The 13,286-nt window shown below is 73.3% G+C and carries 11 protein-coding genes and 1 pseudogene; 4 read left to right on the forward strand and 8 right to left on the reverse strand.

Annotation, left to right across the window (positions count from 1 at the left end):
• Positions 1-23: 23 nt before the first annotated feature.
• Positions 24-515, reverse strand: a complete 492-nt coding sequence (locus tag EV562_RS02970; protein ID WP_133885039.1) for a hypothetical protein — start codon at positions 513-515, stop codon at positions 24-26.
• A gap of 99 nt (positions 516-614) precedes the next feature.
• Here EV562_RS02970 and EV562_RS02975 point away from each other — a divergent pair, with 99 nt between their 5' ends.
• Positions 615-1,634: an LLM class flavin-dependent oxidoreductase gene (locus EV562_RS02975; protein WP_133885040.1), complete on the forward strand. Its 1,020-nt coding sequence runs from the start codon at positions 615-617 to the stop codon at positions 1,632-1,634.
• Positions 1,635-1,676: 42 nt separating this feature from the next.
• Positions 1,677-4,022: an excinuclease ABC subunit UvrA gene (locus tag EV562_RS02980; protein WP_133885041.1), complete on the forward strand. Its 2,346-nt coding sequence runs from the start codon at positions 1,677-1,679 to the stop codon at positions 4,020-4,022.
• Between the two features lie 45 nt (positions 4,023-4,067).
• Here EV562_RS02980 and EV562_RS02985 read toward each other — a convergent pair whose 3' ends face one another.
• From EV562_RS02985 to EV562_RS03010, 6 genes and pseudogenes are all read right to left on the reverse strand, one after another.
• Complete coding sequence (locus EV562_RS02985; protein WP_133885042.1) at positions 4,068-4,985, reverse strand: PRC and DUF2382 domain-containing protein; 918 nt, start codon at positions 4,983-4,985, stop codon at positions 4,068-4,070.
• Between the two features lie 72 nt (positions 4,986-5,057).
• Positions 5,058-5,924 (reverse strand): lysophospholipid acyltransferase family protein, encoded by an 867-nt coding sequence (locus EV562_RS02990; RefSeq protein ID WP_133885043.1) that lies wholly within the window; start codon positions 5,922-5,924, stop codon positions 5,058-5,060.
• Positions 5,921-6,684 (reverse strand): annotated as a pseudogene (locus tag EV562_RS02995) (GNAT family N-acyltransferase). The gene EV562_RS02990 and the pseudogene EV562_RS02995 overlap by 4 nt, the downstream one beginning before the upstream one ends.
• A gap of 219 nt (positions 6,685-6,903) precedes the next feature.
• Positions 6,904-7,653, reverse strand: a complete 750-nt coding sequence (locus EV562_RS03000) for a succinate dehydrogenase/fumarate reductase iron-sulfur subunit (RefSeq protein ID WP_133885045.1) — start codon at positions 7,651-7,653, stop codon at positions 6,904-6,906.
• Positions 7,650-9,599: a fumarate reductase/succinate dehydrogenase flavoprotein subunit gene (locus EV562_RS03005; RefSeq protein WP_133885046.1), complete on the reverse strand. Its 1,950-nt coding sequence runs from the start codon at positions 9,597-9,599 to the stop codon at positions 7,650-7,652. The genes EV562_RS03000 and EV562_RS03005 overlap by 4 nt, the downstream gene beginning before the upstream one ends.
• A gap of 1 nt (position 9,600) precedes the next feature.
• The gene (locus EV562_RS03010) at positions 9,601-10,272 is read right to left on the reverse strand and encodes a succinate dehydrogenase (RefSeq protein ID WP_133885364.1); all 672 of its coding nucleotides are present in this window, start codon (positions 10,270-10,272) and stop codon (positions 9,601-9,603) included.
• Positions 10,273-10,403: 131 nt separating this feature from the next.
• Here EV562_RS03010 and EV562_RS03015 point away from each other — a divergent pair, with 131 nt between their 5' ends.
• Positions 10,404-11,288, forward strand: coding sequence for a LysR substrate-binding domain-containing protein (locus tag EV562_RS03015; protein ID WP_133885047.1), 885 nt, complete (start codon positions 10,404-10,406; stop codon positions 11,286-11,288).
• A gap of 33 nt (positions 11,289-11,321) precedes the next feature.
• Here EV562_RS03015 and EV562_RS03020 read toward each other — a convergent pair whose 3' ends face one another.
• A complete protein-coding gene (locus tag EV562_RS03020; protein WP_133885048.1) occupies positions 11,322-12,221 on the reverse strand; it encodes an NAD(P)H-binding protein in 900 nt (299 codons plus the stop codon).
• 180 nt (positions 12,222-12,401) lie between these two features.
• Here EV562_RS03020 and EV562_RS03025 point away from each other — a divergent pair, with 180 nt between their 5' ends.
• Entirely contained in the window at positions 12,402-13,238 is an 837-nt protein-coding gene (locus EV562_RS03025; protein WP_133885049.1) for a LysR family transcriptional regulator, read from the forward strand.
• Positions 13,239-13,286 lie beyond the last annotated feature (48 nt).

Genomic DNA, 13,286 nt, shown 5'->3' on the forward strand with positions numbered 1-13,286 from the left:
CCGGCCCCGGGCGGTCACGTCGGTCAGGTACGGCCCTCGCGCTCCTGCGCCGCGCGCAGTTCGGCCGACCGGGCCGCCCAGCGTGCCCGGAGCACGGTGAAACCGGCTCGTTCGGCGTCGTCGCAGACGAGTTCGTCGTCGTCCACCAGGATCCGGACCTCGCGGGTCCGCGCGAGCCGTCGCAGGATCTCCAGCTTGGTGCGCCGGGCGGGCCTGCGGTCGGCGTCGCCGCGCATGTGCACGGTCCCGTCCGGCAGACCGTGCGCGGCCAGCCAGTCGAGCGTGTCGCGACGGCATCGCTCGGGCCGCCCGGTCAGGTAGACGACCTCGCACTGCTTCGCGCTCTCCCGCACCAGCGCGACGCCTTCCGCGAGCGGCGGATCGTGCGGCGCGGCGGCGAAGAAGGCGTCCCAGTCACGCGGCCTGCGCTCCAGGAACCGCTGCCGGTGCGCGGTGTCGGCGAGAGTGTTGTCCAGGTCGAACACGGCCACCGGGGGCTTGCTGCTGTCGCTCACCCGGCCACCCTAGGGCGTGCCGCGCGACACCTGCCGATGAACCGGGAGCCGGAATCCGCGGGCCGGGAATCTGTGCGGCGTGCGGGCGTTGAACACCGTGTGACCTCAGTGATCTCCGGCATCCGCTTCTCCGTCCTCGACCGGTCCCGCATCCGGGCGGGCCGCACTGCCGCACAGGCGCTGCGCGACACCGTGGAGCTGGCGCGTGAGGCGGAGCGGCTCGGCTACCACCGCTTCTGGGTGGCGGAGCACCACGGCGTGCCCGGGGTGGCCGGGTCGGCGCCGACCGTGCTCGCAGCCGCCGTGGCCGGGGCCACCCGTCGCATCCGCGTCGGCACCGGGGGCGTGATGCTGCCCAACCACCGGCCGCTGGTCGTCGCCGAGCAGTTCGGCGTGCTGGAGTCGCTCTTCCCCGGCCGGATCGACATGGGGCTCGGCCGCTCGGTGGGCTTCACCGACGGCGTCCGGCGGGCACTGGGCCGGGAGAAGGACGACGCCGAGGACTTCGACGCGCAACTGGCCGAGCTGCTCGGCTGGTTCCGGGGCACCTCTCCCACCGGCGTGCACGCGCGTCCGGCGGAGGGACTGACCGTCCCGCCCTTCGTACTGGCCGTCGGCGAGGGCGCGGCCGTCGCCGCCCGGGCGGGGCTGCCGATGGTCATCGGGGACCTGCGCGACCGGGACCGGCTGCGCCGCGGCATCGACCGCTACCGCGCCGGGTTCCGCCCCTCCGAGTGGAGCGCGGAACCGTACGTCGTCGTCTCCGGCACCGTCGCGGTGGCCGCCACCGGCGAGGCGGCCCGGCGGCTCCTGGTCCCGGAGGCGTGGTCCATGGCCCACGCCCGCACGCACGGCTCCTTCCCGCCCCTGCCCCCGGCCGAGGAGGTCGGGGCACGGACGATGACCGCCAGGGAGCGCGACCTGTACGAGGCCGGCCTCGCGGGCCACGTCACCGGCACCGAGGAGCAGGTCGCCGCTGAGCTGGAGACGCTGGTGAAGGAGACCGGGGCGCAGGAGGTCCTGGTCACCACCAGCACGTACGACCGCGAGGCCCTCCTGGACTCCTACCGGCGGCTCGCCCGTGTCGCCGGTACGGGACCGGCGGGCGCTCCGGCGTAGAATCGCGGGGTTTGTCCCGCCCACCGTACGGAGTCGCCCGCGATGCACAGCCCCCACGATCCGTACGTACGGGTGCGCGACGCCCGCGAGCACAACCTCAAGGGCGTGGACGTGGACGTCCCGCGGGACGTGGTCGCGGTGTTCACCGGCGTCTCCGGCTCGGGGAAGTCGTCGCTGGCCTTCGGGACGGTCTACGCGGAGGCGCAGCGCCGGTACTTCGAGTCGGTCGCGCCCTACGCCCGGCGGCTGATCCACCAGGTAGGCGCTCCCAAGGTCGGCGCAATCACCGGGCTGCCGCCCGCCGTGTCGCTGCAGCAGCGGCGGGCGACGCCGACGTCGCGCTCCTCGGTGGGGACGGTCACCAACCTCTCCAACTCCCTGCGGATGCTCTTCTCCCGCGCCGGCGACTACCCGCCGGGCGCCGAGCGGCTGGACTCCGACGCCTTCTCGCCGAACACGGCGGCCGGGGCCTGCCCGGAGTGCCACGGGCTCGGCCGGGTGCACCGCACGACCGAGGAACTGCTGGTCCCGGACCCGTCGCTGTCGATCCGGGACGGGGCGATCGCCGCGTGGCCGGGTGCCTGGCAGGGCAAGAACCTCCGGGACGTCCTGGACGCGCTCGGGTACGACGTGGACCGGCCCTGGCGCGACCTGTCCGCCGAGGCGCGGGAGTGGATCCTGTTCACCGACGAGCAGCCGGTGGTCACGGTGCACCCGGTGCGGGAGGCGGGACGCATCCAGCGGCCGTACCAGGGCACCTACATGAGCGCCCGGCGCTATGTGATGAAGACGTTCGCGGACTCCAAGAGCGCCACGCTGCAGGCGAAGGCCGAGGGGTTCCTCACCAGCGAGCCGTGCCCGGTGTGCGGTGGTGCCCGGCTGCGGGCCGAGTCCCTCGCCGTGACCGTCGGCGGACGCACCGTCGCCGAGCTGGCCGCGCTGCCGCTCACCGAGCTGGTGGGACTGCTGCCGGCCGAGGGCGAGACCGCCAGGGTGCTCACCGAGGACCTCACCTCCAGGATCGCGCCGGTCGTCGAGCTGGGGCTCGGGTACCTGAGCCTCGACCGCCCCACCCCGACCCTGTCGGCGGGCGAGCTGCAGCGGCTGCGGCTGGCGACCCAGCTGCGTTCGGGGCTGTTCGGTGTCGTGTACGTCCTCGACGAGCCCTCCGCCGGCCTGCACCCGGCGGACACCGAGGCGCTCCTCACGGTGCTGGAGCGGCTGAAGGCGGCCGGCAACTCGGTGTTCGTGGTGGAGCACCATCTGGGCGTGATGCGCGGGGCCGACTGGATCGTGGACGTCGGTCCGCGGGCGGGCGAGCACGGCGGACGGGTGCTGTACAGCGGCCCGGTCGACGGCCTGGCCCAGGTCGCGGAGTCCGCCACCGCCCCCCACCTCTTCGGCCGCTCCCCCGCGCCCGCGCGGGAGGTGCGCGTGCCGCGGGGCACGGTGACGGTCGGTCCGGTGACCCGGCACAACCTGCGCGGGGTGACCGCGCGGTTCCCGCTCGGGGTGCTGACCGCGGTGACGGGTGTGTCCGGCTCCGGGAAGTCGACGCTGGTCGGTGAGATCACCGGGGAACCGGCGGGGGTGGACCGGCTGGTCTCCGTGGACCAGCGGCCGATCGGCCGCACCCCGCGCTCCAACCTGGCCACGTACACGGGCCTGTTCGACGTCGTGCGCAAGGTCTTCGCCGGCACCGATCAGGCACGGGAGCGCGGTTACGGCGTCGGCCGGTTCTCCTTCAACGTGCCGGGAGGGCGCTGCGAGACCTGCCAGGGCGAAGGGTTCGTCAGCGTCGAGCTGCTGTTCCTGCCGAGCACCTACGCACCGTGCCCCGACTGCGGCGGCGCGCGCTACAACCCCGAGACGCTGGAAGTGGCGTACCGGGGACGGAGCATCGCCGAGGTGCTGGACCTGACGGTGGAGGCGGCGGCGGAGTTCTTCGCGGACACGCCCCCGGCGGCCCGCGCGCTCGGCGCCCTGCTGGACGTGGGCCTGGGGTACCTGCGGCTCGGGCAGCCCGCGACCGAGTTGTCCGGCGGGGAGGCGCAGCGCATCAAGCTGGCGAGCGAGCTGCAGCGGGGGCGCCGCGGCCACACCCTGTACCTCCTCGACGAACCGACGACCGGTCTGCACCCGGCCGATGTCGCGGTGCTGATGCGCCAGTTGCACGGGCTCGTCGAGGCAGGCCACACGGTGGTCGTCGTCGAGCACGACATGAGTGTGGTGGCCGGCGCCGACCACGTGATCGATCTGGGGCCGGGCGGCGGCGACGCGGGCGGCCGGATCGTGGCCGCCGGGACCCCCGCCGAGGTGGCGGCCGCCGAGGGGAGCGCCACCGCGCCCTATCTGGCCCGGGCCCTGGACGGCGGGAAGCGCCGGTGAAGCTGGTTCACCGGCGCACGGTCCCGCGCTGACGCCGGGGGACGGTCACTCGCGGCCCCGCCGCTCGTCGCCCCGCCGCATCTCGTCCTCCGTGAAGGACTCGGTCTCGGCCTCGATGCGCTCCTTGCGGACCTGGCCGCGCACCGTCTCGTTCTCCGTGAGCTCCTCCGTGGTCATCCGGACGCGCTCCACCGGCACCGTCTCCGTCTCCACGACGGGGCGTTCGGCGTGCAGCGTGACCTCGTGCTCGGCCTCGGCGATCTCAGGCCCGGCCATGGCCTCGTCACGGTTGGCCTCCGTGATGGGCTCGCGCACCACCCGCACTTCCTCGTGGGTGACCGGAACGGTCTGCTGGACCTCTTCCGTGACCACGTACTTGCGCAGCCTGGCCCGGCCCGACTCGTGGCGTTCGACGCCGACGTGCATCTGCTCCTCGGAGCGGGTCATGGCCTCGTCGCGGCGCATGCCCTCGCGCTCCATGGCGTCCTCGCGGCCGGTCGTGCCGCCCGCCGTTCCGGCCGTGCCCGCGGTTCCGGCGGTTCCGGCGGTTCCGGCGGCGCCCGCGGCCGTGGCGGTGCCCGCCGTGCCCGGTCCCGCGGCCCAGCGGCCGTCGTCGGTGCGCTCGGCCTCGGACAGCACGCTGTCCCAGTTGATGCCGTAGTAGTCGTAGAGCCGGTGCTCCTCGGTCTCCGACAGATGGCCGCCCGCGTCGACGTCGACCGAGGGCGCGCCCTTGACCTGGTCCTTGCCGTAGGGAACCTCGAGGTGGTCCTGCACGAGCGCGGCGTCGCGAATGGGCACGAAGGACTCGGCAGAGCCGAACATGCCCGTCTTGACGCTCACCCACTCGGGGCGCCCGGTCATGTCGTCGAAGAAGACATGCTTCGCGTCGCCGATCTTGTTGCCGTCCCCGTCGTAGACCGGTTGGTCCAGGACGTTGGCGATCTCCTCACGGGTGATCATCTGCCATCACCCTCCTTTCGAGTGCCTGCCTTCCGGTTGTCCGCATCGAGAGGGAAGGAAACGGCACATAGCTCACAAAACACACATACTTTTCGAAGGTGCTTTCCCGTGGTGGCCGTGGGCATGATCGCGCGTGCGGTCCTCGGCCGGGCCGAGCACCGCGCGCTCGGCGGCTTCGGCCAGTGCCCGGCGGTCGGAGTGGCGGCCGGGCGCCAGGGCGGGGCAGACCTCCACTTCGGCGGTCAGCCCCCGGGCCGACGCCACCCGCCAGAGGGAGGCGAGCAGCGTGTCGGCGCCGACGAACGCGGGAGTCGTGCTCACCGCCCGCTCCCCCGTGCGGTAACGGATCCGGACCGGCTGGACGGGCACCCCGGCGTCCAGGGCGGCCTGGAACACCGCCCGGTGGAAGGGTCCACGGGCACGTCCGCACCACGTGCTGCCCTCGGGGAATGCGGCCACCGCGGCGCCCGCGCGCAGGACCCGTGCCATCGCGCCGACCGTGCCCGGCAGGGCTCGCAGCCGCTCCCGTTCGATGAACAGCACACCGGCGCGCGCGGCCGGCCCGCCCGCCCCCGGCCAGCGCCGGATCTCGCTCTTGGCCAGCATCCTGGCGGGACGTACGGCGGCCAGCAGCGGGATGTCGAGCCAGGAGACGTGGGGGGCGACGAGGAGCAGCCCGCCCTCGGGGGCCGCCGCCCCCGTGACGCGGACCCGGACGCCCACGGCCCGCACGACCCACCGGCAGTAGCGCCGCACCACGTCCGCGGGCAGTTGGCGCCGCAGCAGCCGGGACGGCGCGAGGACGACGGAGATCCCGGCGAGGAGCAGAGCGGCGACCACGGCGAGCCGCAGCACGGCGCGCGGCACGGCCGCCTTGGCCCGTGGCCGCTGCACGCACGCCGCGGGGGTGCAGGGTGCGACGGGCGGCCGGCCGCTCATCGGGCCGGGGCGAGCGAGAGGAAGTGCCGCAGGTAGCGCGGGTCGACGCGGCTCATCGGCAGCAGCACGTACAGGTCCGCGACGCCGAAGTCCACGTCGTGCGCGGGCTCGCCGCAGACCCAGGCGCCGAGCCGGAGGTAGCCGCGCAGCAGCGCCGGCAGTTCGGTGCGGGCGGCGGACGGGGCGGCGCGCGGGATCCAGGGCAGCAGCGGCCGTACCCGGTACTCCTCGGGCGCCAGGTGCTTGGCCCGCACCCGGTCCCAGGCTCCGGCGGCGAGCGCCCCGCCGTCGGCGAGCGGGAGCGAACAGCAGCCCGCGAGCCAGGCGTGGCGGCGGTCGGTCATGTAGCGGGCCAGGCCGGCCCAGACGAGACCGATGACGGTGCCGTCGCGGTGGTCGGGGTGCACGCAGGAGCGGCCGACCTCGACCAGCCCGGGCCGGATCGCGTCCAGCGCCGCGAGGTCGAACTCGCTCTCCGCGTACAGCCGTCCGGCGACCGCCGCGCGGTCCGGGGGCAGCAGCCGGTAGGTCCCGACGACCTGCCCGGTGATCTCCTCGCGCACGAGCAGGTGGTCGCAGTACGCGTCGAAGGGGTCGACGTCGTACCCGGGCTGCGGGCTCGCCAGCAGGGCGCCCATCTCCCCGGCGAACACGTCGTGCCGCAGCCGCTGCGCGGCCCGTACGTCGTCCTCGTCGCGGGCCAGGGCGACGGTGTAGCGGCGGGCTTCGGGGGGCGGTCCGCGGTCAGTACGCCGGTCATGGGTGCTCTCCTGCTCGTGGGGACGGTGTCGTGGGGACGGCTCCGCCACAGTTCTTCCGAGGCCGGCTGTACTGCGCGTGACGAGTGCCGGGAGCGCGGATGTGGGCTTGCTGAATGCCGGGCGCGGCCGTGTGCCGGGTGCGCGCAAGCGAGACGGGGCCGGGAGGAGCACCTCTCCCGGCCCCGTCCGTCCGCACCTTTCGGCGAACGTCGGTGGGGCTACTTCCTGGCCACCTTGCGCGTGGCCCGCAGCCACTCCTTGTTCATGCTGGTGATGGACATCAGCGGGATGCCCTTCGGGCAGGCGGTCGCGCACTCGCCGGCCAGCGTGCACCCGCCGAAGCCCTCGGCGTCCATCTGCCCCACCATGTCGAGCACCCGCGTCTCGCGCTCGGGCGCGCCCTGCGGCAGGACGTTCAGGTGGTTCACCTTCGCGGACGTGAACAGCATCGCCGCCCCGTTCGGGCAGGCCGCGACGCAGGCGCCGCACCCGATGCACTCCGCGTGCTCGAAGGCGAGTTCGGCGTCCGGCTTGGGCACCGGAGTGGCGTGCGCCTCCGGCGCGGCACCGGTGGGGGCGGTGATGTAGCCGCCGGCCTGGATGATCCGGTCGAAGGCCGAACGGTCGACGACCAGGTCCTTGACGACCGGGAAGGCGGAGGCCCGCCAGGGCTCGATGTCGATCGTGTCGCCGTCCCGGAAGGACCGCATGTGCAGTTGGCAGGTGGTGGTGCGCTCGGGGCCGTGGGCGTCGCCGTTGATGACCAGAGAGCAGGCGCCGCAGATGCCCTCGCGGCAGTCGTGGTCGAAGGCGACCGGGTCCTCGCCCTTGAGGATGAGCTCCTCGTTGAGGGTGTCGAGCATCTCCAGGAAGGACATGTCGCTGGAGATGCCGTCCACCTGGTACGTGGACATGGCGCCTTCGGCGTCGGCGTTCTTCTGCCGCCAGACGCGCAGGGTGAGCTTCATGCGTAGCTCCGCTGGGTGGGGTGGACGTACTCGAAGACCAGGTCTTCCTTGTGCAGGGTGGGGGCCTCGCCGGTGCCGTTGAACTCCCAGGCGGAGACGTAGCCGAACTCGTCGTCCTTGCGCGCCGCCTCGCCGTCCGGGGTCTGGGACTCCTCGCGGAAGTGGCCGCCGCAGGACTCGGCCCGGTGCAGCGCGTCGAGGCACATCAGCTCGGCGAGCTCCAGGTAGTCGACGACGCGGTTGGCCTTCTCCAGCGACTGGTTGAACTCCTCACCGGTGCCCGGGACCTTGATGCGGCGCCAGAACTCCTCGCGGATCTGCGGGATGCGCTCCAGGGCCTTGCGCAGTCCCGGGTCGGTGCGGGCCATGCCGCAGAACTCCCACATCAGCTCGCCGAGTTCGCGGTGGAAGGAGTCCGGGGTGCGGTCGCCGTCGACCGACAGCAGCAGGTTCAGCCGGTCCTCGGTCTCGGCCAGCACCTCCTGCACCACCGGGTGGGCGTCGTCCAGGTCGTCCTTGTGGGGGTTGCGGGCGAGGTAGTCGTTGATGGTGGCCGGCAGGACGAAGTAGCCGTCGGCCAGGCCCTGCATCAGCGCGGAGGCGCCGAGCCGGTTGGCGCCGTGGTCGGAGAAGTTGGCCTCGCCGATCGCGAACAGGCCGGGGATCGTGGTCTGGAGGTCGTAGTCGACCCACAGGCCGCCCATCGTGTAGTGCACGGCGGGGTAGATCCGCATGGGAACCCGGTACGGGTCCTCGTCGGTGATCCGCTGGTACATGTCGAAGAGGTTGCCGTACTTGGCCTCGACCGCCTTACGCCCCATGCGCCCGATCGCGTCGGCGAAGTCCAGGTAGACGCCCTGTCCGCCGGGGCCCACCCCCCTGCCCTCGTCGCAGACGTTCTTCGCGGCGCGGGAGGCGATGTCGCGGGGCACGAGGTTGCCGAAGGACGGGTAGATGCGCTCCAGGTAGTAGTCGCGCTCGTCCTCGGGGATCCGGTTCGGCGGACGGTCGTCCCCCTTGGCCTTCGGCACCCAGATGCGGCCGTCGTTGCGCAGCGACTCGCTCATCAGGGTGAGTTTGGACTGGTGGTCGCCGGTGCGCGGGATGCAGGTGGGGTGGATCTGCGTGAAGCAGGGGTTGGCGAAGTGGGCACCGCGCCGGTGCGCCCGCCAGATCGCGGTCGCGTTGGAGTTCATGGCGTTGGTGGAGAGGTAGAAGACGTTGCCGTACCCGCCGCTGGCCAGGACGACGGCGTCCGCGAAGTACGTGTCGATCTTCCCGGTGATCAGGTCCCGGGCGACGATGCCGCGTGCCCGGCCGTCCACCACGATCAGGTCGAGCATCTCGGTGCGCGGGTGCATCTCGATGGCGCCGGCCGCGATCTGCCGGCTGAGCGCCTGGTACGCGCCGAGCAGCAGCTGCTGTCCCGTCTGGCCGCGGGCGTAGAAGGTGCGGGAGACCTGGACGCCGCCGAAGGACCGGGTGTCGAGCAGACCGCCGTACTCGCGGGCGAAGGGCACGCCCTGGGCGACGCACTGGTCGATGATCTCGACGGAGATCTGCGCGAGCCGGTGCACGTTGGACTCGCGGGAGCGGAAGTCGCCGCCCTTGACGGTGTCGTAGAACAGGCGGTGGATCGAGTCGCCGTCGTTGCGGTAGTTCTTCGCGGCGTTGATGCCGCCCTGCGCGGCGATGGAGTGGGCCCGGCGCGGGGAGTCCTGGTAGCAGAACTGGACGACGTGGTAGCCCTGTTCGGCGAGGGTCGCGCCGGCGGAGCCGCCCGCGAGACCGGTGCCGACGACGATGACGGTCTTGCCGCGCCGGTTGGCGGGGTTGACCAGCTTCGCCTCGAAGCGGCGCGTGTCCCAGCGCTCGTCGACGGGTCCGGCCGGGGCCTTGGTGTCGGCGACCGGCTCGCCGGTCGTGTAGTCGGCGTAGGTTGTCATGTCAGCTCACCACTCCGGTCATGACGCCCACGGGTACGGCGATGAAGCCGATCGTGAGCAGCAGCGCGAGGACGTTCGCGGTCGTCTTCAGGACGCGGTCGCGGGTACGGCTGCCCGCGCCGAGGGTCTGGGCGGCGCTCCAGAAGCCGTGCCGGATGTGCAGGCCGAGGGCGAGCATCGCGACGATGTAGACGACATTGCCGTACCAGGTGGAGAAGGTGTCCACGACGTTCTGGTAGGGCTTGCCGGTCTCGAAGCCGCCGGAGTGCACGGTGCCGGTGGTCAGGTCGAGGAGGTGCCAGACGATGAACAGGCCCAGGATGACGCCGCCCCAGCGCATGGTGCGGGTGGCGTAGCCGGCGCGTGCCTTCTTGTGCACGTACTTGCTGGGCCGGGCCTTGATGTCGCGGCGGCTGAGCTGGTACGCGGAGACGGCGTGGGCGACGACGGCGACGACCAGCACCACGCGGATCAGCCAGAGCGTCCACTCGTAGTGCATGAACGGCTCGCCGACCGTGCGCAGCCAGTGGGCGTAGTGGTTGAACTCCTCGGTCCCGAAGAAGATCTTCAGGTTTCCGATCATGTGGGCGACCAGGTAGAGCAGCATGACGAGACCGCTGACCGCCATCACTGTCTTCTTGCCGACGGTCGAGTCCCACACGGTGCGCGCCATGGACGGCCGTCGGTCCGTCCGCGTTGCCAGAGCCATGGCACAGGACGCTACGGCGCCGAGGGCCCATCGGTCCAAGACATGGAACGCCTGGTTTCCATAGATACTGCCTATCGAGGTCGTATGCTCGCGGTATGCAGTTGCAACAGCTCCAGTACTTCGTGGCGGTGGCCGAGACCCGGCACTTCACCCGGGCCGCCGACGTGGTGCACGTGGCGCAGCCCTCACTGTCGCAGCAGATCAAGGCGCTGGAGCGGGAGCTGGGCGCCGACCTGTTCCTTCGGGCGCGCGGGAACATCACCCTCACCGACGCCGGGGAGGCGCTGCTCCCGCTGGCCCGGCGCATCCTGGCGGACGCGGACACCGCCCGGCACGAGGTGCTGGAGCTGGCCCAGCTGCGCCGCGGCCGGGTCAGGCTGGGCGCCACCCCGAGCCTGTGCACCGGCCTGCTCCCGGACGTGCTGCGCGCCTTCCACGACCGCTATCCCGGCATCCAGCTGCTCGTCGAGGAGAGCGGCTCGCACGACCTGGTGCGGGAGCTGGCGCGCGGCGCGCTCGACCTGGCCCTGGTCGTGCTGCCGCTGCCCACCGCGTCACCGTCGCTGACCACGGTGGAGCTGCTGCGGGAGGACCTGGTGGTGGTGTCGTCCCCGGACTCGCCCCGGCCGGGCGGCGGGCGCCGTGCCGTGCGCATCACCGACCTGGAGGGTGAGCGTCTGGTGATGTTCCGGCACGGCTACGACCTGCGGGAGCTGACCGTGGCCGCGTGCCGCTCGGCCGGGTTCGAGCCGGACTTCGCCGTGGAGGGCGGGGAGATGGACGCGGTGCTGGGATTCGTACGGGCCGGGCTCGGCATGGCGGTGGTCCCGCGCATGGTGGCCGCCCGCTCCGGGCGCGGGCTGCGGGTGACCCCGCTGGCCCGGCCCGGGCTGCACCGGACCATCGCGCTGGCCCACCGCAGCGACGTGGCCCCGCCGAGGGCGGCGCGGGAGCTGCAGCGGATGCTGCTGGAGCGGTGACGGCGCGGGCCGCCGGGGCGGTGGCGGTGCGGGTCAGGCGAGCGCGGCGGGCCTGAGGACCTCCTCGCACCAGCGGCGGAAGCTCGTCGGCGCGGTGTCCGGGGTGCTGGGCTCGGACGGGCCGTAGAAGCCCTGGGCGTCCATCGCCGAGGCCATGTCGGCCAGGCCCTGGGCGCCCGCCTCGCTCGCCCCGAACCGCAGGGCGGACGCCCGGTACTCCTCCGGGGTGCTCTCGCGCACCCGTACCGGACGGTCCAGCACCTCGGACAGGACCTCCGCCATGCCCGCGGGGGTCAGCGCGTCGGGGCCGACCAGGGGGACGTCGGCGCGGCCGGTCCAGGAGCCGTCGAGCAGCAGACGTGCGGCCGTGGCGGCGATGTCGGCGGTGGCACAGGTGCGCAGGACCCGGTCCGCGGCGTACGCCACGCGGAACTCGCCCATCTCGCGCAGGCCGGCCGCCTGCCCGAGCAGGTTCTCCATCAGGAAGGGCGGGCACAGCGCCCGGTAGTGCACGCCGGTGGCCGCGATCCGCTCGTCCATGGCGAGCGAGGCGGAGATCGGTCCGGCGTCCTTCGCCACGCCGCGTCCCAGGCTGGAGACGGCCACGATCCGAGGGACGCCCTGGCGCGCGATCACCTCGCACAGGGGCTGCGTGAAGGCGCGGAAGTGGCCCTCGACGCTGTCGGCGCCGGGCGCGGGCGGCACCAGCCAGAACACCTGGTCGGCGCCCTCGCAGGCCGCGCCCAGGACCTCGGGGTCGGCGTGCGAGCCCTGGAACACCTCGGCCCGCTCCCGGCCCCGGGCGGTGAGACGGCCGGGATCGCGGACGATCACTCGGACCGCGGCTGCGCCGTCCCGGGCGTCGAGGCCGTCCAGGACGTGGTCGAGGACCTGCCGGCCGATGCCGCCGGTCGGGGTGGTGATGACGATCACGGGTACAACTCCGGTTCGGGTGAGGAGGGGAGAGAGGAACCGCGCCGGGGCGGGAAGCCGGTCCCGTACGCTGTCCGGCGCCCTTCCATCCTGTTCGCCGGCCGGGCGGAACTGAAGGACCGGTCGGGTCCCGGTTGTTACCCTGAGAGCAATACCGGACGCACCTCCCGGGAGGCGGACATGGAGTCGCGATCCCTGCGCTACTTCGTGGCGGTGGCCGAGGAGCTGAACTTCGCACGCGCCGCCGAGCGCCTGGGCATCTCCCCACCGCCCCTGTCGAGGGCGATCCGCCGCCTGGAGGCCGAGCTGGGGGTCCCCCTGTTCGAGCGGACCACGCACCGGGTCACCCGGACCCCGGCGGGCGACGTGCTGCTCGCCGAGGCACGCGTCGCGCTCGACGCCCTGGAGGCCGCGGGGCGGCGGGCCAGGCGCGCGGCCGAGGGGCCGAAACTGGTGCTGGCCGTGAAGGCGGACGGGGACGCGGGACTGCTGGAGCCGATACTCGCCCGCTACGCGGCCGAGCCCGGGGCCGTGCCGGTCGCCGTCCGGCTGTGCGGGTGGCAGGAGCAGCCGCGGCTGCTGCGCGGCGGCGAGGCCGACGTCGCCCTGGTCCACGCGCCGTTCGACGGCACCGGCCTCGACTCCGAGACGCTGGCCGCCGAAGCGCGCGTCGCCGTGCTCGCCGCGGACCACCCGCTCGCCGGACGCGACCGCCTGGAGCTGGCCGACCTCGGCCTGGACGCGGACGGCGTGCAGAGGTACGTCGACGAGGCCCGGCGCGGCCACGACGACCTGGCGCAGGTGCTCACGGCCGTCTCCCTCGGCAAGGTCGTCACCCTGCTGCCCGCGTCGGTCAGCGCCCGCTATCCACGCCCGGGCGTCGCCTACCGCCCGGTCCTGGACGCACCGCCGGTCGTCCTCTCCCTCGCCTGGCCCAGCCAGTCACGCTCGACCGCCACCGCCGCCTTCGTGCGCGCCGCGACAGAAGTCGCCGAGGCCGCCCGCACCGCCACCTGAACCGAACGACGGCGCTCCCCCGTGCGCTCCACCGAGGCGGTCCGCGTC

The sequence above is a fragment of the Streptomyces sp. BK208 genome (assembly GCF_004364245.1).
In the GTDB taxonomy this organism is placed as follows: domain Bacteria; phylum Actinomycetota; class Actinomycetes; order Streptomycetales; family Streptomycetaceae; genus Streptomyces.